The organism is Arthrobacter sp. P1_D12 (assembly GCF_056406175.1).
In genome coordinates this window covers 410,321-433,714 of the sequence record NZ_JBFUAR010000001.1, presented here as the reverse complement: position 1 = coordinate 433,714, position 23,394 = coordinate 410,321, and the positions used below count along the sequence as shown (strand labels likewise).

Here is a 23,394-nt window from a genome sequence, read left to right as displayed (position 1 = left end):
GTCCTGGAAGTTCAGGCCGTGTGCCGAAGGCTGACCCGCGGACCGCGCGAAGCTAGGCTGTCATCATGAGCAATACCGAAGTCGCGCCCCAGGAAATCCTCTGCGAAACGGACGGGACCTTCGCCGGCGTCGAACTCCTGGTTCCGCGGCAGGTCCCGCTGGGCGGCCCGCGCGCGATGGATGTGCGGCGCACCCTTCCGCAGCGCCAGCGCAGCCTCATTGGGGCGTGGTGCTTCCTGGACCACTACGGCCCGGACCAGGTCGGCGATTCCGGCGGCATGAAAGTCCCGCGCCACCCGCACACCGGGCTTCAAACCGTCAGCTGGCTGTTCACAGGCGAGATCGAACACCGGGATTCGGCCGGCTTCCACGCAGCGGTGCGGCCCGGTGAAGTGAACCTCATGACCGCCGGCCGCGGCATCAGCCACTCGGAATTTTCCACCCCGGACACCACCGTCCTGCACGGCGCGCAGCTGTGGGTGGCGCTGCCGGACACGGCACGCCACATGGCCCCCACCTTTGAGCACTACCGTCCGGAGCCGGTCAGCGGAAACGGCTGGACCGTGCGCGTCTTCCTGGGCTCGCTCGCCGGGTCCGTCTCGCCCGTCACCACCCACACACCCCTGCTCGGTGCCGAGCTCCTGCTCGAAGCGGGGACGGAGCTGACGCTCGCAACAGATGCGTCCTTCGAACACGGCCTGCTCGTGGACTCGGGCAACCTTGCCCTGGACGGGCAGCCGGTCCCGAAGGACAACCTCGCGTACCTGCCCGTAGGCCACGGGTCCCTGACCCTGGTCGCGGGCAGCGAGGGAGCCCGCGTTCTCCTGATCGGCGGAGAGCCGCTGGGCGAAAAAATCGTGATGTGGTGGAACTTCGTCGGCCGCAGCCATGAGGAGATCGTTGCGTACAGGACCCAGTGGCAGTCCGAGATCGGCGCGGACGCCGGCACTGGGGACGCCGGCGGCCGAGCATCCGACCTGCGGTTCGGTCCGTTCCCGCCCGGCGGCCCCGCCGCTCTCCCGGCCCCGGCCCTGCCGAATGCCCGCATCCGGCCCCGCGGCTGACCTGTCCATTCCGGCAGGCCCATACTGGCAAGCCCCGCCGGCCCTGCACCCGTAAGCCCGACTGCCGGGCCAATCCGGCCCGCTCAAGGAGACCATATTGACCACGATCACCATCAGTAGCAACCCGCAGCGCAGCCGTTTCGAAGTACTCGACGCCGGCACCGTGATCGGCCAGGCCGCTTACGTGGACGACCTCGGGGCGGGCCAGCGGATTTTCTACCACACGGAGATCAACGAGGAATATGGCGGCCGCGGGCTGGCCGGGGTGCTGGCCACGCAGGCACTCGATGAGACTATCGCCGCGGGCCTCACGATCGTTCCGGTGTGTCCCTACATCAAGAAGTACCTAAGCAAGCACCCCGGCTACGCGGCCCACGTGGTACCGCCGGCCCCGGCGCATCTGCGGTTCCTGAGCGCCTCGCTGGCTCAACGCGTCCGGCAGTAGCCGCCCCGGGACACATGCGCCTATGGACTCACGTGTGCGCGATGAACCGCTCCACACGCCGGTCCGGGATGAGCCAGATCGCGGCGACCACCGAATAGGCGGCGATCCCCAAGAGCGGGTTCACCAGGCTGAGCCCCATCCCGGCGATGTAGAGCGCGGGCGATCCCTTGCCCTTCCAGTCCTGCCCCATGGCCCGGTCCAGCGCGCCGCCGCGTCCCTGCTGGCGGATCAGGGTTGTTTTCAGGATGTAGTAGGCAATGGCGGCGAACAGCAGGTCCAGCCCATAGACGAGGACGGGTACCTCCGCCAGGCCCGTGTCATTTATCCACCGGGTAGTGAAGGGAATGAGGGAGAGCCAGAACAGCAGATGCAGGTTTGCCCAGAGCACCCCACCGTTGATCCGCCCGGCCAGATGCAGCATGTGGTGGTGGTTGTTCCAGTAGATCCCGACATAGATGAAGCTCAGCAGGTAGCTGAGCAGCGTCGGAAGCTCGTGAAGCAGGGCTGGCCAGGTCGGTTCGGCGGGGACGTGAAGCTCCAGCACCATGATGGTGATGACGATCGCCAGCACCCCGTCGCTGAAGGCCTCCAGCCGGTTCTTGTTCATGGGCCGCCTTTAATCAGGGCATCGTGGCAGATGCAACGAGGAACTGCCGACGCCGTGACGTGCGGTTCGTAAGTAAGGGTACTAGTCCCGGGTCCCTGCTTCGAGTTCTTCCTCCGCCATTTCGAGGGCAAAGCCCAGCGCCTGGACGAGATTGGTGGTCGCCGCCACGATCCGGGGAGTGCCGACGATGGGTGCAACGGCGATCAGGACGCCGCGGACATCCTCCAAGGTGATGCCTACGTCCACGGCGGTACCGGCGTTGAACAGGTAGGAGGCGCCCGGGGCGTCGACCGCCGCGAGCGCCGCAATCCGGGCCAGCATCAGTTCGCGAGGCTCAAGGGTGGAGCGTTCGAGCGAAACGGCGGTGATGTCGGCGAGGACGGCGAGAACAGGTGCTTCTTCTTCGGCCATGGTTATGTCTCCATCTGGTTTCAGTGTTGTGCGCCGAGTGACGCGACGTGAGCGGATCGGCCCGACTCGTCATGAACGTAACCCGCCACGACCAGGGGTGGCATCACCCGAACCGCATGAATCGATTGGTCAGTCGCCCGGCTGCGGAACAGATGGCGTTTTAAGCCTGCGCTGCGGGATCCATCAGCGATGCGTTGACGATGGGCCGGTTCGGGGCCAGAATCGCAGTAGCTTGAGCCGGGACGCATTGGCGCGCTCGGCGGGGACTGACCCAGGCAAGCAGTGCCGGTGGCGGTTCCGGACCTAATAGGGAGGTCGCCGATCATGGCCGAGACCAAAAAAGTCAAGCATCCGAGCGTCGAGGAGCGTGCTGCGAAGGGCAAGGGGCGCCGGGAAAAGACGCCCGTCTCCAGCCACACAGGCTGGGTTCCCGCGTCCGACCGCCCGGATCCGGTCGCGCTGCTCGAGGAACAGAACCTCACCCGCGAACAGGACCTCGTTCCGGTGAGGCACGGCCGGATGCTGGTCTCACCTTTCACGTTCTACCGGGGGGCCGCCAAGATCATGGCAACCGATCTGAAAGACACTCCCCGGGCCGGCCTGGTGTCCCAACTGTGCGGGGACGCCCATCTATCCAACTTTGGCGTCTTCGCCTCACCAGAGCGAACCCTGTTGTTCGATCTCAACGATTTCGACGAAACTCTGCCCGGCCCATTCGAGTACGACGTCAAACGCATGGCCGCGAGCTTCACCATCGCGGCGCGGAACAACGCGTTCACCAAGGAAGAAACGCGCGACGCGACACTCACCGCCGTTCGGGCTTACCGCGAGGCGATGGCAGAGTTCGCACAGATGGGCACCCTGGACATCTGGTACGCCCGTCTGTCCGAGGAACAGCTGATGGAAACCATTGAGCTGGCCGTGGCAACTCAAAAGGGCAAGGCCCTCAAGAAGGCAGCCCACGGCATGGAAAAGACGGCGAAACAGAACGTCGCCAAGGCCCACACCCGCGACAGCCTGCAGGCACTCTCCAAGCTCGCCGAGCGGGTGGACGGGGAGTACCGGATCGTCAGCCAGCCGCCGATCGTCATTCCCTCACGGGAGCTGGGTGAATCATTCGGCATGTCTGCGGATGGGATCCAGAAAGCGGTTCGTGAGCAGCTCCGTTCCTACCGGGCCACGCTGCCAGACGACCGACGGATCTTGCTGGAGCGCTTCGAAGTCATCGACGTTGCACGCAAGGTGGTGGGCGTCGGCAGTGTCGGCACGCGGGCGTTCATCGCCTTGCTCCAGGGCCGCGATGAGCAGGATCCGCTGTTTCTGCAGGTCAAGGAGGCGACGAGGTCGGTGCTCGAGGACCATTTGCCGAAGAGCAAGTTCAAGCAGCCGGGCGAGCGCGTGGTGCAGGGGCAGCGGATGATGCAGGCCGCGAGTGACATCTTCCTGGGATGGACCAAGGGGGTACAGGACAACCGGTACCTGTATTGGCGCCAACTGCGTGACATGAAGGGCTCAGCCATTGTGGAAGGGATGAAGCCGCTCGGCATGACCTTCTATGCCGACGCCTGCGGCTGGACGCTGGCGCGGGCCCACGCCCGGTCCGGCGACCCCATCGCGATCGCGTCCTACCTCGGTAAGAGTGACAAGTTCGAACGCTCCATCACCGACTTCTCCGAGCGGTACGCGGACCAGAACGAAAAGGACTACGAGGCCTTCGCCGATGCGGTTCGCTCGGGGCGGCTGGAAGCCACTGAGGGCCTCTGAGTCCGAATGCTCATCGGATGGCTGCGCCGTGGGTGAACGGCTCGAAGGACGGCAGGTTTCGCTCTGGATCGCCACATCCGGTACCACCCGCTATCCCTCCCTGGACACGGATCTTGAGGTCGACGTCGCCGTCGTCGGGGGAGGGATCGCCGGCCTGACGGCGGCGCTGGCCCTCAAGCGCGCCGGCAGCACCGTCGCGGTCCTGGAGGCAGCCCGGATTGGCACCGGCGTCACGGGGCACACCACCGGCAAGGTCACCTCCCTGCACCGGCTGGCTTACACCGAACTCGCGGACCGGCACGGACCGGACGTCGCGGGCACGTACGGGCAGGCCAACCAGGCCGCCATCGAGCACATTGCGCGTGTCGTCGCGGAGGAGGGCATCGACTGCGACTTCCGCAGGGTATCCAATTACACCTACGCCGAATCCGACGACGCCCTCGGCCGGGTCCGCGGCGAGGCGGCCCTGGCCGGGCGGCTCGGCCTGCCAGCGGTCTTTACCTCCGAGGTGCCGCTGCCGTTCGGTGCCCGGGGCGCAGTCCGGTTCGACGGCCAGGCGCAACTTCACGCGGTCAAGTACCTCCAAGGACTCGCCCGCGCCGTGGACGGGAGCGGAAGCCATGTGCTGGAGGACTCGCGCGTCACCTCGGTCCGCGACGGGGTGCCCGCCGTCGTCGGGACCGGGAGCGGCACCGTCCGGGCCCGCGAGGTGATCATTGCCACCAACGTCCCCGTTGGTGACGCCGGCCTGTTTGCCGAGCGCTGCTACCTGCACCGTTCCTACGTCGTTGCCAGCCGGGCACCTGCCGTGCCCCTGGACGGGACCTTCATCAGCGTCGACGAGCCGATGCGCTCCATCCTGGCGATCGACATTGAGGGCTCCCGGTTCGTTCTCACCGGCGGCGAGGGGCACCGTGCCGCCGAGGCCAGCGATGCCGCCGAGCGGTACCGCCGGCTCGCGGTTTTCTCCCGGGAACGCCTCGGCGCCGGGGAGACCAGCTTCCGCTGGTCCACGCAGGACAACATGCCCGTCGACGGGTTGCCCTACGCCGGGACTTTGACTCCGACGGCGGCGCACCTTCATGTGATCACCGGCCTGCGAAAATGGGGCCTGACCAACGGCACCGCTGCGGCCTTGATCCTGGCCGACACCCTGTCGGGCCGGCACAACCCCTGGGCCGCGGTTTTCGATACCAACCGCCCTTCCGCCGGCCAGGCAGGCGGGGTGCGGCAGCAACCGGACCAGCCGCCCCCACACCGGCTGCCGGATCAACCGGCCGTCGCCGGGCTGCGACCCGGCGAAGGCACCGTCGTGGAGATCGACGGCGAAATGACCGCCGTCTACGCTGGCGCTGCCGGGGACCTCCTCGCCGTCTCGGCCATCTGCACGCATCTGGGCTGCACGGTCGCGTTCAACGCGGACGATTCGACGTGGGACTGCCCCTGTCACGGCTCGCGGTTTGCCGCCGACGGCGCCGTCATCCAGGGTCCGGCGACGATGGACCTGGCACCGAGACCCGCACCGCGTTAGGTTCCTGCGGGTGAACCGGCCCGTGTGGCGGGGGAGCCGGCGGCCGAAGCGCGGCTGGCCCGGAGCCGTTCCAGCTTGACCACGTCCCGCCCGAATGAAAAGGCCAACAGCCCAAGCGCCAGCCCGAGCACCATGGCTCCCAGCGCCGGAGGCACCCCCGGCAACAGGGCGAACAGCAGGGCCGCCGGCTGGGTGGCTCCGATGACCCTGCGGACGGTGCTGGACGGCAGCGGGTTCTTCAGGGACGGCCGGAACCAGGCCGCTGCGAGGAACGCGTAGTACATCAGGCCGATGCCCAGGGGCCACAGGCCGAACTTTCCCGCCGCCGCGCAGGACAGCACCAGGACCAGCGCGGCGTCCGTATCCGAATCCAGGCGCGAACCCTCGGCCGTGGCACAGCCCGTGAACCTGGCCACCCGTCCGTCCACGGCATCGAGCAGGAACGCGGCCGTGCCCAGGACCACCACCAGAAGGCTCGGTCCGGCTCCGGCGACCAACCCCACCACCGTTTCGGCGGCACAGCAGGCCACGATGCCCGCCCTGCCGAGGGTGACGCGGTCCGCTGGGGTGGAAAAACGGGGTTTCCGTCGCAGAACGGAGCCGGCGGCCCGGGTGATCACCGCGGCCCCCGCCGCCAGGGCCAGGAGCCAGGGAACAGGATCCGTGAGGACCGCCGCGGCGAGCCAGGCCCAGACCACAAGATAGGCGCCGACGGCGGTGCCGGCATCCGCCACGGCACGGCGGGCGGCTGCCGATCCCGGACCGGTCTGCCCTGCCGCCGGGGCGGCGGTGCCCGTCGTCGGTTCTGCAGGCCGGTTTCCGGGCACGTTTGCTGTAGACGCCGCGTCCTCTTGTTTCGTGCCTTCTGCAAACGACTTCAGCCTGAACCACCCCGCCCACATGCTAGCAAGTCCGCGGCCCGGGGTTGGTCAGTGCTTGGACTGGGCGCCCTGCCCGTTCGTCCGCCGTCCGGCCCGGACGAAACCGATGGCTGCCAGGACGGCGCCGGCGCCTTCGGCCACGGCGCTGACGGACTTCTCGAAGAACCAGATGGGCTCGTACATGGCCGGGAAAGGCCCGAACGCGGGAATATTCACATAACGGTATGCCACCACGGCCACGAAGGCGCTCAGCGCGACGACGAATGCGACGGCGAAGGCCGCCCTGCTGCCGCGCAGCAGCACATACAACCCGGCCAGCACAGCGGCAGCCGATTCCAGCAGGAACAGGTTCCCTTGGCCGATTCCCGCGGAGTTCCCCGCCTGGTAGCCCGGGGCCAGGTGGATGTGGACGGCGGCGTCAATGAACAGGGCAACGGCGGTGAGGATTCGCAGTGTCATGCCGGCCGTATGGACCCGCACGGTCCGTCCGGGGCTCTGGGCGCTCATTTGACCACCAGCGTCCCGTGCATGCCCGGATGGTAGGTGCAGTGATACGCGTAGGATCCGGGTTTCGTCGGCGCGGTGAAAGTGGCCGTGCCGCCGCCATTGACCTGTACATCGAACGCTGAGCCTTCGTCAGCCGTGACCGTGTGCGCCGCGGCATCCATGTTGGTTACGGTGACCGCCGCGCCGGGGGCCACGGTGAGCGGGTCGCCGTAGGCGAAGTCCTTGATGGTGATGGCGGTGGCGGCGGCGGTGCCCGCCGTCGGGCCGGCTCCGTAGGCAGGGCCGGGTGGGGGCGCCGACGTCGACGCCGGCGATCCGCTGCCGCCGGCGCACCCGCCGGTGCCCAGCAAGATCAGGAGCACCAACAGCGCCGACAGCTTCCGACGAGCATTCATTGCGCACCACCCCGAGCGGCTTGAGGAAACGAGCGGATGAACGTACTAGCTATATTGTGCGCCTGACCGGCACGAATGGAACCAGTCGGCGTCGAACGCCGGTCCGGGAGAGCCCGGGGAGATAGCGTAGTCACTGGCATGCATCCTGCAGCCGAGGGAGGGAAAATTGCGTGAAGCGTAAGAAGTCCTGGTCAGCATCGCTCACAGTGCTGATTGCCTTTGCAGCGAACGTCCTCGTCGCGGCAGCCAAAACAGTGGCCGCGCTCATCTCTGGCTCGGCGTCCATGACTGCCGAGGCGGCCCACTCCTGGGCCGATACCGGCAACCAGGTCTTCCTGCTCATCGCCGAACGGAAAGCCGCGCGGAAACGCGACAAAGCCCACCCCATGGGTTACGGGCGCGAGGCCTACGTATGGTCAATGATCGCCGCCTTTGGCCTGTTTACGGCCGGCGCGGTGGTGTCGGTGATGCACGGCATCCAGCAGCTGATCACCCCGGAACCGCCAGGTGACTATGGGATCGCCTACCTGGTGCTGACCATCGCGTTCGTCCTTGAAGGCGTGTCCTTCATCCAGGCGTTCCGGCAAAACCGGAAGGCGGCGCGAGAGCTGGACCGGAACACCCTGGAGCAGGTCCTCAAGGGCTCCGACCCCACGCTGCGCGCCGTCTTCGCCGAGGACGGGGCCGCGCTTGTTGGCCTGCTCATCGCCTTCGCCGGGATATTCCTGCACCAGGTCACGGGGTCCTCCGTGCCGGACGCCGTGGGGTCCATTCTGGTGGGCATCCTCCTGGCCGTGGTTGCCGTCGTACTGATCGAGCGGAACCGGCGCTTCCTGGTGGGACAAGCCGTGACCGGCGATATCGAGGGTTCCATGGCCCGCCGCCTCCTCGAACACCCAGAGATCGAACGCATCACGTACCTGCATCTCGAATACGTCGGCCCGCGCAAGCTCTACGTCGTGGCGGCCGTGGACATACAGGGAGATCTCCGGGAACACGACGTCGCCGTGGCCCTACGCCGCGTTGAACGCGAACTTGAGGACCACGACACGGTGGAAGAGGCCGTGCTGACACTCGCCACCGCGGACGAGCCCTCGTTGGACTTCCCCGCCGGTTGAGCACAACGCCGGCCGCCTGTCCGTTCCTTCGGCTGGCTCAGGCGCCGCCCGCCCTCGCGTCCATGCCGGCCGGCGGCTGCAGGCGGGCCCCGGAGGCCAGCAGCGCCTCGAGAACGGGGGACGGGCTGGGACTGGCCAGAAGGAAGCCCTGGCCCATGTCGCAGCCGAGCGAGCGCAGGAGATCCAGCTGCCCGGTGTGCTCGATGCCCTCGGCGATGACGGCCAGGTCCAGTTTCCGGGCCACTTCCAGAATGCCCTCGAGCATCGCCGCGGCCGGGGCGTCCCCAGGCAGCCCGGACAGGAAGGCACGGTCGATCTTGAGAATGTCCGCGGGCAGCGCAGCGAGCGTGCTGAGCGAGGAGAAACCGGTCCCGAAGTCGTCGATTGCGATGCGGACGCCGAAGCTCTTCAGCCGGTTCAGGGCAGCGACCCCGCCGTCGGCGCTCGTGGCCAGGGCCGATTCGGTGACCTCGAGGATCACCTTGTCGGCCTGCGAGGCGGGGTGGGCCAGGATGCGCTCCAGGGCTGCCAGGTTCCGGTCACTCGAAAGCTGAAGAGTGGAAAGATTGACCGAGACCCAGAAGTCTTCGGCTGTGCCCGGGGACCGGCGCCAGCCGGCGACGTGACGGCTTGCGGTGTCCAGTACCCAGCAGCCGATGGGGCCAATCTCGCCGGTTTCCTCGGCCAAGGAGATGAAATCGGCCGGTCCCAGCCGGCCCAGGGTCGGGTGCTCCCAGCGGACCAGGGCCTCCACCCCGGCGATCTCACCGGTGCCGAGATTCACCACGGGCTGGTAGTCGAGGCGCAACTGCCCGCCCTGCACGGCTGTGGCGAGGTCCGACCGGAGAGCGGCCCGGTAGGTCATTTCGTCATATCCCCGGGCATCGAAGAGCTGGTAGCGGCCTTTGCCGCCGTGCTTGGCCATGTACATGGCGAAGTCCGCCTGCCGCATCAGCTCGGCCGGATCTGCAGTGCCGGCGTTGCGCTGGGCGGCGCCCATGCTGACGGTTACCTTCAGCCGGACGTCGTCGATGCAGAAAGGGTCCCGCAGCGTGTCCTGGATGCGCCGTGCGACGTCGTCCGTCGCCGTGCCGCCCTCATCCGTCACGACGATCGCGAATTCGTCGCCGCCCAGCCGGGCGACGAGGTCATGCCCGCGCACGCAGCCCCGCAGCCGTTGGGCCAGCTGGATGAGCAACGCGTCGCCGCCCTCATGGCCCAGCGAGTCGTTGACGTCTTTGAAGTCGTCGACGTCGATGACCAGCAGGCCTTCCTGCCCGTCGCAGACCTCGGTGCCAGCTGCTTCCGGGTTCTTTGCCCCGGAGTCGAACGCGGCCGTGAGGCGTTCGGTGAGGACTGCCCGGTTGGCCAGTCCCGTGAGCGGGTCGTGGGTGGCGCGGAAGGTCAGTTCCAGGTGGTTGTCGTGCACGGTGGCGGCCATGGAATTGAAGGCCTCGGCCAGCTGGCCAAGTTCGTCATTGCGGACAACGCTGATCCGGTGGCTGTAATCACCGGACTGCAGCTTCACGACCCCGCGGTACAGACCCTCCACGGGGCGCATCAGGTACTTGGTCATCCGCCGGCGGAAAAAGAAAACCCCGCCTGCCGCCAGCGCAAAGAGGGCCGTTCGGACGGTCGATACCATCTGCTGAAGCCCGGCCCCACGGGCGACGCCGTCGTCCAGCGCGTCGAGCGAAGCGCGACGGACGTCGGCGAGCAGGGCGCGGGCCTTGGCGCTGGACGCGGCGAACGCCGGCGCCTCAGCCACCCGGTTGCCGTGGAGAGTGGCCACCTGGCTTCCCCAGAGATTGTGTGCGGACAGTCCCTCCTGCCACGCGGCCCGGGCCTCGCGGACTGTGGCCCGCATGCCGTACGCCTCCGGCAGGATACGGGCGGTGGCATCGAACTGGGCGGAGATGTCCTTTTGTTGCAGCAAAAAGGCGGCCGGATCTGCGGGTGCGGACAACAGCTGGAGTCCGGCTTGTTCGTGGGTCTCGATGCCGGTCCGGAGCTCGGCGATGGCCTCCGACTCGACGCGGTGCTGTGCGGCGGCGTGCTGGATTTGGTCCGTGACAAAACGGACGCCGACCAGGGTTACCGCGGCCCCGGCGAGCAGGGCAAGGAGCACCAGGATGAAGGCCCTGGACCATTCGCGCTGCAGGCTCCCTGCGCGGGCGGGTTTGCCGGTGCCGGGGGTCCGGGTGGCCGCTGGCCCTTCAGCCGGCATGGCCGGCCCGTCGGATCGTTCGGGTCCATTGGCGTCGTTGGCGTCGGCGGCCGACGGCGGCGCAGCAGCAGCAGGGTCAGCCAAGCTGCTGGTGGATTTACGCATGATCAGCCTCCGGCCGTGTGCCGGCCGTCGCCGCATCGTCAAACAGGAGCGTAGCCGAACGTGCCCCGGCTGGTCATGTCCTGCCGCCTCCCGACACTATTGTGAAGCATGTGACAGAAGTGTATTCGACGGGCGGCCCGGCGGGTAGCGTCCGGTCCCGGAACCACACCTGCCGGGCTGTACGTTTCCGGACCGGCTGAGCCGGTCCTGCCGGGGGCTCTAGCTGAGGCAGTCTGCGCAGTAGGCGTGGCCGGCCTTCTCCTTGGCCAGCTGGGACCGGTGCCGCACCAGGAAACAGGAATAGCACGTGAATTCGTCTTCTTTTTGCGGGATGACCGTGACGGTCAGTTCCTCGCCGGACAGGTCTGCCCCCGGCAGTTCCACGCCTTCGGAGGTATCGGCCTCGTCTAGTTCGCGGACAACGCTTCGCGCGTCAGGCGCATTCGCCGAACGGAGCGCCTCCAGGGAAGCGTTGCGGGATTCCGCGACGTCGGAGCGTACTTCGTCATAATCGGTTGCCACCTGGTGATACTCATTTCAGTTGCTGGGCGTGTGATTCGGAGTCTCTCCGGATCTACGGATCTCTGTATCTCCGGATCTCCGGGATTGAACCGTACAGCATGACGCCGTGTAAATGCTGGGGACCGGGGCAGTCGCGGCAGTGACGCTCATGACACCCGGAAGCGGACGCCCGCGAGGCCGGCCTTCCTGCTTTGTTCGCCACTGGTCACCGGGGCGTCACGTGCCGTTAATTTGGCTGCCCTAGCCTGATTCTTTAGGCACCATCCACCTTGGGCACCATCCGCACCATCCGCACCATCCGTCGGGAGGATTCACCATGGCCGATATTGCTGCAGTGCTGGGACGGCTCACGCAGGACGAACTCAATGAACTGCGGTCCCTGGGCCCCAGCGGGCACCTGACCCGTCGCCTGACCGACGCCATCGACCGCGCCGCCGGCGGCCCTGGAGCCGGGCGCGGCTACTACGTCCCCAACGGGAGCGTCAGTTCCACCGGCGGACCGCACGTGGTCCTGCGCAGCGACGTTTCGGGGTGGCTGTTCGGTCCTCCCCAACAGGCCTGACCGAACTGCGACGGGCATCCCCTCCCACTGGACCGGCGAGGTTCCTTCCAGCCCGGCCCCGGAAGGGCCATACTGGCCCAAAGGGAGGGGGCTGGATTGCGGATCCTGATGGTGGAGGATGAGGACGCCCTGGCGGAAACAGTCCGCCGCGGGCTGAGGAACGAGGGGTTCGTCGTCGACGTCGCCCACGACGGCGTGCGGGGACTCGCGGCGGCGCTGGAGAACGCGTACGATGCCATCCTGCTGGACCTCATGCTGCCGCGGATGAACGGCTACGACGTCTTGAAGGAATTGCGGCAACGCAAGGTGTGGACTCCGGTGCTGATGCTCACGGCCAAGGACGGCGAATACGACCAGACCGATGCCTTCGACCTGGGCGCTGATGACTACCTCACCAAGCCGTTCAGCTTCCTGGTGCTGGTGGCCCGGATCAGGGCGTTGATCCGGCGCGGAGCGCCAGCCAGGCCTGTCATCATGACGCTTGGCACGCTGTCCCTGGACCCCGTCAGCCACAGTGTGCGCCGCGGCGACACCCTCATCAGCCTCACGGCCAGGGAGTACGGGCTCCTGCATTATCTGATGCGCCGGCATGACCAGATCGTCTCAAAGGCGGAAATCCTGCAAAACGTCTGGGATCCGGCATTCGAGGGCGCGAACAACGTCGTTGAGGTGTACATCGGCTACCTTCGGCGCAAGATTGATGTCCCGTTCGGGATCCACAGCCTGACCACGGTGCGCGGCATGGGCTATCTGCTCAGCGCCGACCCGACCCCTGAACCCCGTGCTGCCGGGAGCCGCGAGGAGTGACGTCGGCCGGCTCCACAGGTTTCGGAAGGGGAAGCGTGATCTCAAAGCGGCAGTGACCCGCCGGTCCGTCCGTCGGACGGATGCTCCCATGATGGGCGGCCACAATTCCCGCCGCGATGGCCAGGCCCAGTCCGCTGCCGCCGCCTTCCCGGGAACGGCTGCCATCGAGCCGGACGAACCGTTCGAAGATCCGTTCCCGGTCCGCCTCCGGGATGGGGTCGCCGTCGTTGTCGACAGTGAGGATGACCCGGTCCCCGGCGGTGTGCAGATCCACGGCGATCCGGGACAGGGCGTGGCGGTCGGCGTTGTCCAGGACGTTCCGGAGGACCTGCGCCAGCCGCCGGGCGTCGCCGCGGATCCGGGTCGGAACGAGCTCCACCGAGATCTGGTTCCGGCTGGTGGACCGCAGCCGGCGGATCTCCTGGTCCAGCACGTCGTCAAGATCGACGTCCTTCTGCTCCACGCGCAGGCCGCCGTCATTGGCTTTGGCCAGTGTCAGCAGGTCCTCCACGAGGAAGCTCATGCGGGCCGTCTCCTCGGAGAGGACGTCCTTCATCTGAAGCCACATCGCCCCGGTCGGGTCCGCTGCCGCGATCTCGATTCCGGCCCTCAGCGTGGCCAGCGGGCTGCGCAGCTCGTGGCTGGCGTCCGAGACGAATCTGCGCTGTTCGGTGTCCGAGGCCTGCAGCCGGTCCAGCATGGTGTTCATCGTCAGCGCCAGGGCGTGGATTTCGTCGTTGGTGGGCGGGACGTCGACGCGCCCGTCCAGCCGCTCGGCGTTGATCCGGGCCACCTGGCCACGGATCCGCTCAACCTGGCGGAGGGAACGCCCCACCAGGAGCCATACGGACACGGCCACGGTCCCGAGCAGCAGCGGCGTGGCTCCCAGCATGAACCACGCGACGGTGGAAATGGTGTCCGCCTGTATCTGTGAGGCCTGGGCCACCACCACGGTGTAGCTCAACGTGCCGGTCCGTGCTCCCACGGTGACGATGTGGTAGTCGTCGGTGTCTCCGATGCTCGGAAGGCTCGAGACGTCCTGGGTCATGGTCTGGCCCTGGCTGGGTCGCTGGGCTGACAGCGGGGCGTTGGCGACCTCGGGGTCCGAGCTGGCCAGGACGTACCCTGCGGCATCCAGCACCTGGACGAACTGGCCCGCATGCGCGGTGTCGATGATGTAGGCGCGGGCATCCTCGATGTCCATGTCCTCCATCTCGGCGATCACGTCCAGGGCCTTCTGCTGGGCTGCTGCGTCGCTCGACCGCGCCAGGGACGCCTGCAGCAGGACCAGAAGGACAAGGCCGCCGAGCAGCAGCGCCACGGCTACGACGCCGACGGCGACCGCCGTCGAGCGCTTCCGCACGCCCCATCGAATCTCGCCCGTGCCGGTGCCGGAGGGGGCCCGTTTGCCCAGTGCCATGCTCCAAGAATGCGTCAATGCGCGGTTCGGGACAACCACCGCGGCCGCATTGCCGACGCCGCCCGCCCGGCCGGCACCCCGACGGTGGCCGGAGCGCTCCTGCATGCGCGCCCGTCCCCACGGAGAGAGACTGCTCTCAGTCTCTTCTCAGCGGGATGGGGGAGAGTGGAAATAGGCCGCAGAAGACCGGCCGCCGGCCGCCAATGGGCCGTTCGTCCACAGATTCCGGCCGCACGCTCTCCTCAACCAGTGTGCGGCCGGACACGGCACCCGGGCGAAGCGGCGCAGCGGGCGCCGACAACAGCCGCTTCCGATACTCCATGCCGATGAGTCGCGGGCCAGCGCCTCAGGGCCGGGGCGTCACCCGGAGCCAGACGAACTGCCGGGCGTCCAGGACCAGTCCCGCGTCGAGGCACACATGGGCGCCGGTCAGGACGTCGACGGCGCCGGCCGCGAAGCCGGAGAGCGTCAACGCCGTTACCTTCTGGGGGCCGTCGCTGAAGTTGGCCAGGGCGAGGATCAGCGTTCCATTTCCGGGACGCTGGTACCCCAGGACTCCCGGGTTGTTCGTGGCGAACCCGACCAGCCTGGTCCCGGCCAGTTCCGGCGTCGCGGACCGTACGGACACCATCCGGCGCAGCCCGGCAAAGACCGCCCCGGCGGGGGTTTCCGGCTCCGCGCGCCGCGCGTACTCTGCGGCCGGGTAGTGCGGCCGGTGCACCCAGCGGCTGTCCGTTCCGTGGCCTTCCTCGGCGACGTACCCGTAGTCGTTGAACTGGCCGACCTCGTCACCGAGATAGAGCAGCGGGATGCCCCCGGTGCTGAAGGCCACCGAGTGGGCCAGCAGGATCCGGTCCACTGCCGCAGCGGTTCCGCCCTCCAGCCCGCAGAGCGACGCCGTGGTGCCGGAAATCCGACAGTCGCCGGTGCGGGGGTTGTCCTGAAAAGGCACGCCGCGGGCGAAGCTGCCAGGGAAACGGTTGACGTAGAAGGAATTGAGGAACCGCCGGTGCTCGAAGGCATTGATGCCAAGCTCGGCAGCGTCCTCATCCGCAAACGTCCAGCCGATGTCGTCATGGCTGCGGACGTAGTTCACCCACGCCGTGCCGTCCGGAATATTGTGGCGCCGCTCCAGGGCCTGGGTGAGCAGGGACACGTCGCGGGTGGCCAGCGCCTCCCAGATCAGCGCCATCTGCAGGGGGTTGTAGGAGAGCTGGCACTCGGCGGGGTCAATGTAGCGGGCCACCTCGTCGGGGTGGACGATCGCCTCGGACTTGAACAGCAGCGACGGCGCCGCCAGCCGGCACACGGCATTGAACGCCTGCAGCAGCGTGTGGGCTTCGGGAAGGTTCTCACAGGGCGTGCCGAGCTGCTTCCAAATGAAGGCGACGGCGTCCATCCGGAGAATGTCCACGCCCTGGTTGGCCAGGAACAGCATCTCGCCCGCCATGGCCCGGAAGACGTCCGGGTTGGAGTAGTTCAGGTCCCACTGGAAGGTGTGGAACGTGGTCCAGACCCACCGTCCGTCCGGCAAGTCGACAAATGAGCCGGGGTGGTCGTCCGGGAAGATTTCGCGCACGGTTTGCTCGAACGCGTCCGGCATGGACCTGTCCGGGAAGATCCAGTAGTAGTCGCTGTAGGCCGGCTCGCCCGCGGCCGCCTTCCGGGCCCATTCGTGCTCGTCGGAGGTGTGGTTGAAGATGAAGTCGACCACGAGGCTGATGCCGTTCGCCCGCAGCTCGGCGGCGAGGTCACGCAGCTGCTCCGTGGTGCCCAGCCTGGGATTGACGTCCCGGTAACTGGAAACGGCGTAGCCGCCGTCGGAGTGCGGTTCGGGGGCCAGGAAAAGCGGCATCAGGTGCAGGTAGGTCAGGCCCAGTTCCTTGAAATAGGGGATCCGGGCGCGGACGCCTTCGAGGTCCATGGCGTATCTGTCGACGTAGCATACGCCGCCGAGCATGGTGTTGGACTGGAACCAGCCGCTGTTGTGTTCCCGTTCGGCGTCGAGGCCCTTGAGCGCGGCAGGCCTCTCGGCCCACGAGCGGGCAGACTGCATCACAAGGTCGGTGAGCTGATCCAGCCAATCCGGCCGTGCGCCGTAGAGATCGTGGAACAGCCGGAACAAGGCCGGGAAATGACGGTCGAAGCGCTCTTCGAAGACGGCCCGGTCCGCGCCGTCCCACCCGATGCCCGTGCCCGCCGCCAAGGCCCGGAGCACATGCCGGCGGGCCTCGCTGTCGACACCGTCGGCTACAAGGGCGGGTTCAACCATGGAGCATCTCCTTTGACCAGTTTCAGTCCCCGACGGCGCGAGGACCGTTCACATCCTTGCAGAAGGACGCGCGGGTGCCCAGCACGGCAGCCGTGTCCGGCGAGGAAAGGCAGCCGGCATCCGATGCCGCCAATGGTGCTGCCGGGAAGGTCTATAGGCTGGCGTGATGACCGCTCTGACTGATCTCCTGCCCACGTTGCTGGGCGTCGGGCTCCTGATGCTGGTCACCGTGGGGTTGCTTGCTGTTTTCCGGATCCCGCACCCAACCGCGCCGGCGCTGGCCATCCTGCGCGGGGCTGTGCAACTGGCTGTCATCAGCCTCATACTGGGCACTGTCATCACCAGTCCGGTCTGGGTCGGTGCCGCACTTCTCGTGATGTTTTCGGTGGCCGCAGTGACGGCCGCGCGACGTCTGGGGTGGAGTTGGGGACGCCTGGCGGTAGTGGGCGGCTCGATGGCGGCCGGCATCCTGGTGACCCTGGCGATCGTTTTCGGCACGGGCGCCATAGCCCTGACGCCCCGCTACGCGCTGGCAATTGGCGGGATCGTGATCGGCAATGCGATGACCATCGCCACCCTGGCCGGCCGGCACTTTGCCGAGTCGGTGAATGAGCGTTGGGATGAAGTTGAAGCGTGGCTGGCTTTGGGGGCGACGCGGCGTCAGTCAACGTTGGAGCTGGCCCGTCGCGCCGTCTATTCAGCCCTCATTCCTTCGACCGACCAGACTAAGACGACGGGACTTGTCACCCTGCCCGGGGCGTTTGTGGGTGCGATCTTCGGCGGCCTTTCACCCTTGGAAGCGGGCCGCTTCCAGATCGTCGTGCTCGCCTCGATCATGGCGGCAGGTTCCATGACCGCCGTGGCCCTGATCGGGATCATCGCGCCGGTGAGGGTGCGTCCGGTGCGTCCACGCTAGCGTCCGCGCCGTGGGCCGTCCTGACTAAGCCGGCACCCGGATGACGAGGGGGTCCATCGCCTGGCCGTCGGCGTACTGGCCGTCGAACAGTTCCGAACCGGCCTGGGAGACGGCGACCTCGACGCGCTCCCAGACGAGAAACCCTTCCATGTTGCGGGGCGCGGCAGTGCGCAGGGTGCCGACATCCGAGCGGTCCGTCCCGCCGCCGTCGCCCGTGCTGATGGACAGGACCCCGTGCCCGGCCGCGAACTCGACCCATGGATCCAGCAGACGGACGAACATCATTCCGTGGTGACCGGCGACGCGGACATCGCCGCGGAACCGCAGCACTCCGGTGCCGCTGGCGGGATCGTACTCGGAGCCGGCGGGAGCGAAACAGAACTCTCCGGACGCAGTGACCGTGGCGCCGTCGGCCGCGGAAACAGCGCCGTCCGGGAGTCCCGAAATGTAATCCATAAAGCTGCGTTTGATGCCCCAGGTCAGACCCGGCAGGGGCAGCGGGGCGGGGGAGGCGGACGTTGGTGTCACGTGGGTTCTCCTGGGCTGTCGGGCGGATCTACGTCCGAGCCTAGCCGCGGATCCGCGCCGGGCTGAACTGTTGAACCACCGCCGCTTCATCCTGCGTATTTCTCTGACGGCGTAGGCCCGCCAGGACTACTCCCGGGACGGCGGTGGTTGACTTGGATGAGTACCGTTTAGCAGGAGGTGCACCGTGGCCGCGTCCATCAGCAGGGTTTCCGGATCCGATGTGTCCGAAGACCCGCTGGATTCCTATTCCGCAACGGTCATCCGCGTGGCCGAGGCGGTCACCCAGCACGTCGCCGCGCTCGAGGTGACCGGCAACGGGCGCAACGGCAGGGTGAGGGTCGGTGCGGGCTCGGCCGTGCTGTTCACCACGGACGGATATCTGCTGACGAATGCCCACGTGGTGGGCGGCGCCCAGTCCGGCCGCGCAGTCTTCGCCGACGGCACCAGCACGGCTGTTGACGTGGTGGGCGCCGACCCGCTCTCCGATCTTGCCGTGGTCCACGGCAGGGCACCCACCGCGGCACCGGCTGAACTCGGCGACGCCGAGTCCCTCCGGGTCGGCCAGCTGGTCATCGCCGTGGGCAATCCGCTCGGGCTCGCCGGCTCCGTCACCGCCGGGGTGGTCAGCGGGCTGGGCCGTTCGATCCCCGTCTGGTCCGGACGGAGCCGCCGCGTGATCGAGGACGTCATCCAGACCGACGCGGCCCTCAACCCCGGCAGCTCCGGCGGGGCGCTGGCAGACGCCCGCGGGCGGATCGTCGGCATCAATACGGCCGTGGCCGGTGTTGGGCTCGGGCTGGCCGTTCCCATCAACGCGACGTCCCGGCGGATCATCGCGTCGCTGCTCAAGGACGGCCGCGTCCGCCGGGCCTACCTGGGCCTGGTCAACACACCGATCCAGTTGCAGCCGAGCGCCGTCGTCCGGACGGGCCGCAGGGAGGGCCTGCTCGTGGTCGAAGTCCTCCCGGATTCCCCCGCCGAGCGGGCCGGGCTACGGGCCGGCGACATCCTCCTGAAGGTTGGACACATGTATGTGTCCAACGCCGAGAGCCTGCAGAAACTGCTGTTCGCCGAAGCGATCGGGGAGCCGCTGGACCTTGCCGTGCTCCGGGACGGCGCGGACCTGCTACTGGTGGCTGTGCCCGCCGAGATGACCGATAACCAGTAGGGAACCGGGTCCGGACCGGCGGTTTCAAACCGCTGGAATTTGCCCACCGGGGCCAAATCCTTGCGCGGCTAAACTACTTGGGTCCGCATGGCGGCGGCCCGCGGAATTACTTGGTTGGCGCCGCAATCACCTGCCCTCCGCTCCGCGCGCTTACTCAGCGGTACTGACCCCTGTACGCGTCTTTCTTTGGGCGAAAGATCGGGTAGCGGCATGCCTTGTTGCGCCCCGCCGGGCGTGTCACGGTGTCATTGGAAAGCCGGAGGGAACAGAGCCTCAGTACGGCCTGGTTTCGATGTTGATCCGGCTCTCCATAGACGATTGAGTTCGTTTTACCTGGGGAAATCGGAGAACATCGTGGATAGCCCAAAGGAAACAACACCTTCCATTTCGGTCCGCCTCTTCGGATCATTCGAAGTGCGCCGGGACGGCGTGGCGCTCACCGCCGCCGACATGGGCGGATGCAAGCCCCGGCACATACTGGAAATCCTTCTCCTGAACCTTGGCACGCCCGTGTCCAAGACCCGCCTGATCGATCTTGTCTGGGGCGCAGGAGCCAGTGACGGCTCGGTAGCGACCCTCGAGAGCTATATCAGCGGTATCCGCCGTGCCATCCAGCCGGGGCAGACCAAGACCGGCCCGCTCCGCACGGCCAACAGTGGCTACGTCCTGGACCCTACGCTCGTGGACCTCGATCTGTTCCGGTTCCATGACCTGGTCCGCGACGCGGGTGAGCTGCCCCCGGAGGAGGCCTACCCCCTGATGCTCGAGGCCTTGGTGCTTTCCGCCGAGCCGCTGCTCGGGTTCGAACTTGCCTCCGACTGGGCGGAAGAGGCGCGCGCACGCCATGCAGCCGAGAAGGTGGCGCTGCAGATCCTGGCGGCAGAAACGGCGGCTCTGCTGGGCAAACCAGACGATGCCGTCAACCTGGTCCAGGCTGCCATTCGAGCGGAGCCCCTGAACGAGCGGGCCTGGACGGTGCTGGTGACAGCCTATGAACAGGCAGGCCTGCCGGCGGAGGGCCTCGCGGCGTATGACCGCTGCCGGCGCCTCTTCGACCGCGACCTCGGCTGCAGCCCCGGTCCGGCCCTGCAGGAGGCTCATCTGCGGCTCCTGCGGCAGCGTGCGGAGAGCAACTCAGAACTCTCCGAGGTACTGGCGGCGCTGCTCTATCTGGGCGAGCGGTTGAACGGGCCCAAGAGCCGGCAGCTGCCGGCGGCGGAGTCCCGGCGCATGCATGAGAACGCCGGGCGGGTGCTTGATTCCTTCCTCCAGCGCGTACGGGCCGCGGTCTGACCCCCGCGGGGGCGCCACCGGTGGAGTGGCGGCGCCAAATTGATGAGCGGGAGGGCCGCCACCGGGACGCGGGCGTTAGCTTCGTCACGTGGCCGGGATTCTTCGGGAATTCCGCCGCACCGGGCCCCATACTGGGAATATCCCCGGCGGGCAGTCCCACCGCCGGGCGTGAGGAGGGCCCATGGAAACCTTGAAGAAAGTCATCACGAACGAGTACTTCCCCGCAGCCGCTGTGCTGTCCGGAGTCATCCTGTTCTGGGTCCTGGGCCTCTTCGGCGGACTGTCCCTCCTGAGCACCCGCCAAAGCCCGGTGACCACTCTGACGTGGATGATGTTCGTCTACGCCGCAGCGGTGCTCTCGCCCCTGGCCGGACTTCTCGCCGCCATCGACCTCGTGCGCCGGTGGCTGCGGAACCGGCAGGCGGCCACGGCGGAATCCGCCTAGTCCGTCCCGCCTGGTCCGCCCCGGCGCACTGTCAGCCGGCCGGCGCGATGCCGTTGCCGGCGTTCTCTGCTAACCGAAGCGCGACTGTTACTCGAAGCGCGACGGATCACCCATGCCGCGCCGGACGATTTCCGCGACGCCGCTGGAGTAGTCGATCACCGTGGTTGGCTCGGCACCACAGTCGCCGGAATCGATCACGGCGTCCACCACGTGGTCCAGGCGTTCCTTGATCTCCCACCCCTGAGTGAGTGGCTCTTCCTCATCGGGAAGCAGCAAAGTGCTCGACAGCAACGGCTCGCCAAGCTCAGCGAGCAGCGCCTGCACGACGTGGTTGTCCGGAATGCGCACGCCAACAGTCTTTTTCTTCGGGTGCAGCAGCCGTTTCGGGACCTCCCTGGTCGCCGGCAGGATGAAGGTATAGCTGCCGGGCGTGACGGCCTTGATGCTGCGGAACACATCGTTGTCGATCTGGACGAACTGGCCCAACTGGGCGAAGTCCTTGCAGACGAGGGTGAAATGATGTTTGCCGTCCAACTGCCGGATGGTCCGGATCCGGTCCAGGGCCTCCCGGTTACCCAGCTGAGCGCCCAGCGCGTAGCAGGAATCCGTGGGGTAAGCGATCAGGCCCCCTGAGCGCACGATGTCCACCGCCTGGAGGATCGAACGTGGCTGGGGGTTCTCGGGGTGCACATCGAAGTATCTCGCCATGCCAAGAGCATACGCCCGGCGGCCGCCCGGACGGCGACAGCGGAGCCCGTCAGCCGACCCGAATCTCCCGCGGCGGAACGGGGCCGGCCGCTGCTTGTGCACAGACAGTTCTGTCTGATACCTTCGTTCCCGGTATAGACAAACCTGTCTACACCCCACTCATGCAGCTTTGCGGCAAACGAACACCGAGAGCGAGAACCGAATGCTGTCAATGGCAGGAAAGACAGTTCTGATCACCGGAGGCACCGGCGGGATCGGCAAGGCCACGGCTCTGGGTCTGGCCGCCCTGGGTGCGCGGGTTGCCATCACTGGACGCAATGCTGACAGGGCATCGCGGGCAGCTGAGGAGATCCGGGCTGTGGCGTCGGCCCCCGTAGAGGTGTTCACCGCCGATCTCTCCTCCCAGCGGGAAGTCCGCAGGCTGGCCGACGAGGTGCTGAATACCTTGGACCGCCTCGATGTGCTGGTCAACAATGTGGGCGGATTCTGGAACACCCGCCGTGTCACCGTGGATGGACTTGAGTACACCTTCGCCCTCAACCACCTTGCTCCTTTCCTGCTCACCAACCTTGTCCTTAAGCGGTTGAAGGAGAGCGGACCGGCGCGGATCGTAACGGTCTCGTCCGGCGCCCAAGCCATGGCCCGGATGGACTTCGCGGACCTGCTGGCCGAACGGTCCTACTCGGGGCAGCGGGCGTACAACCAGTCGAAATTGGCCAACGTCTTGTTCACTTACGGACTCGCCGCACGTCTCTCCGGCACCCGCGTCACCGCAAATGTGCTCCACCCCGGAGTCGTGGCGACGGCGTTCGGAGCCGAAGATCCGGGCCGGCTGCAAGAGTTCCTGACACCGCTGGTTCAGCGGTGGATGAAAACCCCGGAGCAGGGCGCCCGGACCTCCATCTACCTTGCCTCGGCGCCGGAGCTCGAAAACGTCACCGGCCAGTACTTTGCCAACAGCACCCCCAAGAAATCATCAAAACGCAGCTACAGCCAGTCCGATATTGACCGCCTCTGGCAGGTCAGCTCGGCTCTGGTCGGCCTCGAATCCGACTCAGAAAGAAGCACGAACCTTCCATGACCCCACAGCGCACGCTCGTCCTTGTTGCCCACCCCGACCTGGAAAGCTCGCGGATCACCGCGCACCTCACCGCAGCCATCATGGACTTGGAGAACGTGACAGTGCATGACCTCTCCGCGGCCCACTCGCACCGGCGGTTCGACACCGCCCGGGAACAGGAGTTGCTGCGCGGGCACGACACCATCGTCTGGCAGTTCCCGTGGCACTGGTACTCCGTCCCGGGGGTCCTGAAGGAGTGGATGGACCAGGTGCTCACGTACGGCTTCGCGTACGGGGCAGGAGGCGACGCCCTCCACGGAAAGCGGCTCCAGCTGGTGCTGTCGACCGGCGGTCCTGAATCGTCCTACGCGCCGGCAGGACACAACCGCTTCACGATGGAGGAGCTCCTGCGCCCCCTCGACGCTACCGCGCACTTGTGCGGCCTGGAGATGGCCCAGCCACTCGTCCTGCATTCGGCACCCCGGGTGGACGCCGACGAACTCGGCCGGCACGCCGCCCGGTACCGCGAACTGCTGGCTCCCGCGTCGGTCTCCGCGCGGTAGCCGGAATCCGGTGCGTCGGATCCGACGCGCCGGGGGGAGCGGCGGTCAGGCGGCCTGGGCAGCGGAGCCGACCCG

Annotated in this window: 24 protein-coding genes; 13 read left to right on the top strand and 11 right to left on the bottom strand. The window is 67.3% G+C overall.

Features of this window, described 5'->3' with window-relative positions; all coding sequences use genetic code 11:
- Positions 1 to 65: 65 nt before the first annotated feature.
- On the top strand, positions 66 to 1,064 hold the full coding sequence (locus AC1DZV_RS01980; RefSeq protein WP_476952794.1) for a pirin family protein: 999 nt from the start codon (positions 66 to 68) through the stop codon (positions 1,062 to 1,064).
- A gap of 97 nt (positions 1,065 to 1,161) precedes the next feature.
- Positions 1,162 to 1,509 carry a GNAT family N-acetyltransferase gene (locus AC1DZV_RS01975; RefSeq protein WP_476949692.1) on the top strand — a complete coding sequence of 116 codons (348 nt, stop codon included), beginning with the start codon at positions 1,162 to 1,164 and terminating at the stop codon, positions 1,507 to 1,509.
- A 28-nt stretch (positions 1,510 to 1,537) separates the two neighbouring features.
- On the opposite strand, the gene AC1DZV_RS01970 is transcribed toward AC1DZV_RS01975, so the two are convergent.
- Both AC1DZV_RS01970 and AC1DZV_RS01965 read right to left on the bottom strand, forming a co-directional pair.
- Complete coding sequence (locus AC1DZV_RS01970) at positions 1,538 to 2,116, bottom strand: TMEM175 family protein (protein ID WP_028276784.1); 579 nt, start codon at positions 2,114 to 2,116, stop codon at positions 1,538 to 1,540.
- Positions 2,117 to 2,197: 81 nt separating this feature from the next.
- A complete protein-coding gene (locus tag AC1DZV_RS01965; protein WP_028276785.1) occupies positions 2,198 to 2,527 on the bottom strand; it encodes a carboxymuconolactone decarboxylase family protein in 330 nt (109 codons plus the stop codon).
- Between the two features lie 324 nt (positions 2,528 to 2,851).
- On the opposite strand from AC1DZV_RS01965, the gene AC1DZV_RS01960 reads away from it, so the two are divergent.
- A complete protein-coding gene (locus AC1DZV_RS01960) occupies positions 2,852 to 4,291 on the top strand; it encodes a DUF2252 domain-containing protein (protein ID WP_476949691.1) in 1,440 nt (479 codons plus the stop codon).
- Positions 4,292 to 4,319: 28 nt separating this feature from the next.
- Positions 4,320 to 5,822 carry an FAD-dependent oxidoreductase gene (locus tag AC1DZV_RS01955; RefSeq protein ID WP_476952793.1) on the top strand — a complete coding sequence of 501 codons (1,503 nt, stop codon included), beginning with the start codon at positions 4,320 to 4,322 and terminating at the stop codon, positions 5,820 to 5,822.
- On the opposite strand, the gene AC1DZV_RS01950 is transcribed toward AC1DZV_RS01955, so the two are convergent.
- The 3 genes from AC1DZV_RS01950 to AC1DZV_RS01940 form a co-directional block, all read right to left on the bottom strand.
- Positions 5,819 to 6,649, bottom strand: coding sequence for a CDP-alcohol phosphatidyltransferase family protein (locus tag AC1DZV_RS01950; RefSeq protein ID WP_476952792.1), 831 nt, complete (start codon positions 6,647 to 6,649; stop codon positions 5,819 to 5,821). The genes AC1DZV_RS01955 and AC1DZV_RS01950 overlap by 4 nt on opposite strands.
- A gap of 102 nt (positions 6,650 to 6,751) precedes the next feature.
- Positions 6,752 to 7,210 carry a hypothetical protein gene (locus tag AC1DZV_RS01945; protein WP_028276789.1) on the bottom strand — a complete coding sequence of 153 codons (459 nt, stop codon included), beginning with the start codon at positions 7,208 to 7,210 and terminating at the stop codon, positions 6,752 to 6,754.
- Positions 7,207 to 7,605, bottom strand: coding sequence for a cupredoxin domain-containing protein (locus AC1DZV_RS01940; RefSeq protein ID WP_476949687.1), 399 nt, complete (start codon positions 7,603 to 7,605; stop codon positions 7,207 to 7,209). The genes AC1DZV_RS01945 and AC1DZV_RS01940 overlap by 4 nt, the downstream gene beginning before the upstream one ends.
- 170 nt (positions 7,606 to 7,775) lie before the next feature.
- On the opposite strand from AC1DZV_RS01940, the gene AC1DZV_RS01935 reads away from it, so the two are divergent.
- Positions 7,776 to 8,723, top strand: a complete 948-nt coding sequence (locus AC1DZV_RS01935) for a cation diffusion facilitator family transporter (RefSeq protein ID WP_476949686.1) — start codon at positions 7,776 to 7,778, stop codon at positions 8,721 to 8,723.
- A 37-nt stretch (positions 8,724 to 8,760) separates the two neighbouring features.
- On the opposite strand, the gene AC1DZV_RS01930 is transcribed toward AC1DZV_RS01935, so the two are convergent.
- Together AC1DZV_RS01930 and AC1DZV_RS01925 are read right to left on the bottom strand one after the other, a co-directional pair.
- Entirely contained in the window at positions 8,761 to 11,055 is a 2,295-nt protein-coding gene (locus AC1DZV_RS01930; protein ID WP_476952791.1) for a putative bifunctional diguanylate cyclase/phosphodiesterase, read from the bottom strand.
- Between the two features lie 219 nt (positions 11,056 to 11,274).
- Positions 11,275 to 11,577 carry a DUF4193 domain-containing protein gene (locus tag AC1DZV_RS01925; RefSeq protein WP_028276793.1) on the bottom strand — a complete coding sequence of 101 codons (303 nt, stop codon included), beginning with the start codon at positions 11,575 to 11,577 and terminating at the stop codon, positions 11,275 to 11,277.
- Positions 11,578 to 11,893: 316 nt separating this feature from the next.
- On the opposite strand from AC1DZV_RS01925, the gene AC1DZV_RS01920 reads away from it, so the two are divergent.
- Both AC1DZV_RS01920 and AC1DZV_RS01915 read left to right on the top strand, forming a co-directional pair.
- Complete coding sequence (locus tag AC1DZV_RS01920; RefSeq protein ID WP_230008878.1) at positions 11,894 to 12,139, top strand: hypothetical protein; 246 nt, start codon at positions 11,894 to 11,896, stop codon at positions 12,137 to 12,139.
- A 96-nt stretch (positions 12,140 to 12,235) separates the two neighbouring features.
- Positions 12,236 to 12,946 (top strand): response regulator transcription factor, encoded by a 711-nt coding sequence (locus AC1DZV_RS01915; RefSeq protein WP_028276795.1) that lies wholly within the window; start codon positions 12,236 to 12,238, stop codon positions 12,944 to 12,946.
- Here the strand turns inward: AC1DZV_RS01915 and AC1DZV_RS01910 are convergent.
- Entirely contained in the window at positions 12,894 to 14,366 is a 1,473-nt protein-coding gene (locus tag AC1DZV_RS01910; protein WP_476949684.1) for a sensor histidine kinase, read from the bottom strand. The genes AC1DZV_RS01915 and AC1DZV_RS01910 overlap by 53 nt on opposite strands.
- Positions 14,367 to 14,712: 346 nt before the next feature.
- Complete coding sequence (locus tag AC1DZV_RS01905) at positions 14,713 to 16,638, bottom strand: alpha-amylase family protein (RefSeq protein WP_476952790.1); 1,926 nt, start codon at positions 16,636 to 16,638, stop codon at positions 14,713 to 14,715.
- A gap of 166 nt (positions 16,639 to 16,804) precedes the next feature.
- Here AC1DZV_RS01905 and AC1DZV_RS01900 point away from each other — a divergent pair, with 166 nt between their 5' ends.
- Complete coding sequence (locus AC1DZV_RS01900; protein ID WP_476949682.1) at positions 16,805 to 17,554, top strand: ABC transporter permease; 750 nt, start codon at positions 16,805 to 16,807, stop codon at positions 17,552 to 17,554.
- Between the two features lie 24 nt (positions 17,555 to 17,578).
- Here the strand turns inward: AC1DZV_RS01900 and AC1DZV_RS01895 are convergent, their stop codons facing one another.
- Complete coding sequence (locus tag AC1DZV_RS01895) at positions 17,579 to 18,082, bottom strand: HtaA domain-containing protein (RefSeq protein WP_476949681.1); 504 nt, start codon at positions 18,080 to 18,082, stop codon at positions 17,579 to 17,581.
- A gap of 184 nt (positions 18,083 to 18,266) precedes the next feature.
- Between AC1DZV_RS01895 and AC1DZV_RS01890 the strand changes: the two genes are divergently transcribed.
- From AC1DZV_RS01890 to AC1DZV_RS01880, 3 genes are all read left to right on the top strand, one after another.
- Positions 18,267 to 19,250: a S1C family serine protease gene (locus AC1DZV_RS01890; protein WP_476949680.1), complete on the top strand. Its 984-nt coding sequence runs from the start codon at positions 18,267 to 18,269 to the stop codon at positions 19,248 to 19,250.
- 354 nt (positions 19,251 to 19,604) lie between these two features.
- Entirely contained in the window at positions 19,605 to 20,543 is a 939-nt protein-coding gene (locus AC1DZV_RS01885; protein ID WP_476952789.1) for an AfsR/SARP family transcriptional regulator, read from the top strand.
- A gap of 181 nt (positions 20,544 to 20,724) precedes the next feature.
- The gene (locus AC1DZV_RS01880) at positions 20,725 to 20,988 is read left to right on the top strand and encodes a hypothetical protein (protein ID WP_476949678.1); all 264 of its coding nucleotides are present in this window, start codon (positions 20,725 to 20,727) and stop codon (positions 20,986 to 20,988) included.
- An 87-nt stretch (positions 20,989 to 21,075) separates the two neighbouring features.
- On the opposite strand, the gene AC1DZV_RS01875 is transcribed toward AC1DZV_RS01880, so the two are convergent.
- A complete protein-coding gene (locus AC1DZV_RS01875) occupies positions 21,076 to 21,696 on the bottom strand; it encodes an L-threonylcarbamoyladenylate synthase (protein WP_028276802.1) in 621 nt (206 codons plus the stop codon).
- A 211-nt stretch (positions 21,697 to 21,907) separates the two neighbouring features.
- Between AC1DZV_RS01875 and AC1DZV_RS01870 the strand changes: the two genes are divergently transcribed.
- Together AC1DZV_RS01870 and AC1DZV_RS01865 are read left to right on the top strand one after the other, a co-directional pair.
- Positions 21,908 to 22,777, top strand: a complete 870-nt coding sequence (locus AC1DZV_RS01870) for an SDR family oxidoreductase (RefSeq protein WP_476949677.1) — start codon at positions 21,908 to 21,910, stop codon at positions 22,775 to 22,777.
- Positions 22,774 to 23,319 (top strand): NAD(P)H-dependent oxidoreductase, encoded by a 546-nt coding sequence (locus AC1DZV_RS01865; protein WP_476949676.1) that lies wholly within the window; start codon positions 22,774 to 22,776, stop codon positions 23,317 to 23,319. Before AC1DZV_RS01870 ends, AC1DZV_RS01865 begins: the two co-directional genes overlap by 4 nt.
- Positions 23,320 to 23,394: the final 75 nt, after the last annotated feature.

Coding starts and splice junctions, on each gene's coding strand:
- AC1DZV_RS01980 (WP_476952794.1), top strand. CDS start 66: ATGAGCAATACCGAAGTCGCGCCCCAGGAAATCCTCTGCGAAACGGAC.
- AC1DZV_RS01970 (WP_028276784.1), bottom strand. CDS start 2,116: ATGAACAAGAACCGGCTGGAGGCCTTCAGCGACGGGGTGCTGGCGATC.
- AC1DZV_RS01965 (WP_028276785.1), bottom strand. CDS start 2,527: ATGGCCGAAGAAGAAGCACCTGTTCTCGCCGTCCTCGCCGACATCACC.
- AC1DZV_RS01960 (WP_476949691.1), top strand. CDS start 2,852: ATGGCCGAGACCAAAAAAGTCAAGCATCCGAGCGTCGAGGAGCGTGCT.
- AC1DZV_RS01945 (WP_028276789.1), bottom strand. CDS start 7,210: ATGAGCGCCCAGAGCCCCGGACGGACCGTGCGGGTCCATACGGCCGGC.
- AC1DZV_RS01940 (WP_476949687.1), bottom strand. CDS start 7,605: ATGAATGCTCGTCGGAAGCTGTCGGCGCTGTTGGTGCTCCTGATCTTG.
- AC1DZV_RS01930 (WP_476952791.1), bottom strand. CDS start 11,055: ATGCGTAAATCCACCAGCAGCTTGGCTGACCCTGCTGCTGCTGCGCCG.
- AC1DZV_RS01920 (WP_230008878.1), top strand. CDS start 11,894: ATGGCCGATATTGCTGCAGTGCTGGGACGGCTCACGCAGGACGAACTC.
- AC1DZV_RS01910 (WP_476949684.1), bottom strand. CDS start 14,366: ATGGCACTGGGCAAACGGGCCCCCTCCGGCACCGGCACGGGCGAGATT.
- AC1DZV_RS01905 (WP_476952790.1), bottom strand. CDS start 16,638: ATGGTTGAACCCGCCCTTGTAGCCGACGGTGTCGACAGCGAGGCCCGC.
- AC1DZV_RS01900 (WP_476949682.1), top strand. CDS start 16,805: ATGACCGCTCTGACTGATCTCCTGCCCACGTTGCTGGGCGTCGGGCTC.
- AC1DZV_RS01880 (WP_476949678.1), top strand. CDS start 20,725: ATGGAAACCTTGAAGAAAGTCATCACGAACGAGTACTTCCCCGCAGCC.
- AC1DZV_RS01875 (WP_028276802.1), bottom strand. CDS start 21,696: ATGGCGAGATACTTCGATGTGCACCCCGAGAACCCCCAGCCACGTTCG.
- AC1DZV_RS01870 (WP_476949677.1), top strand. CDS start 21,908: ATGGCAGGAAAGACAGTTCTGATCACCGGAGGCACCGGCGGGATCGGC.
- AC1DZV_RS01865 (WP_476949676.1), top strand. CDS start 22,774: ATGACCCCACAGCGCACGCTCGTCCTTGTTGCCCACCCCGACCTGGAA.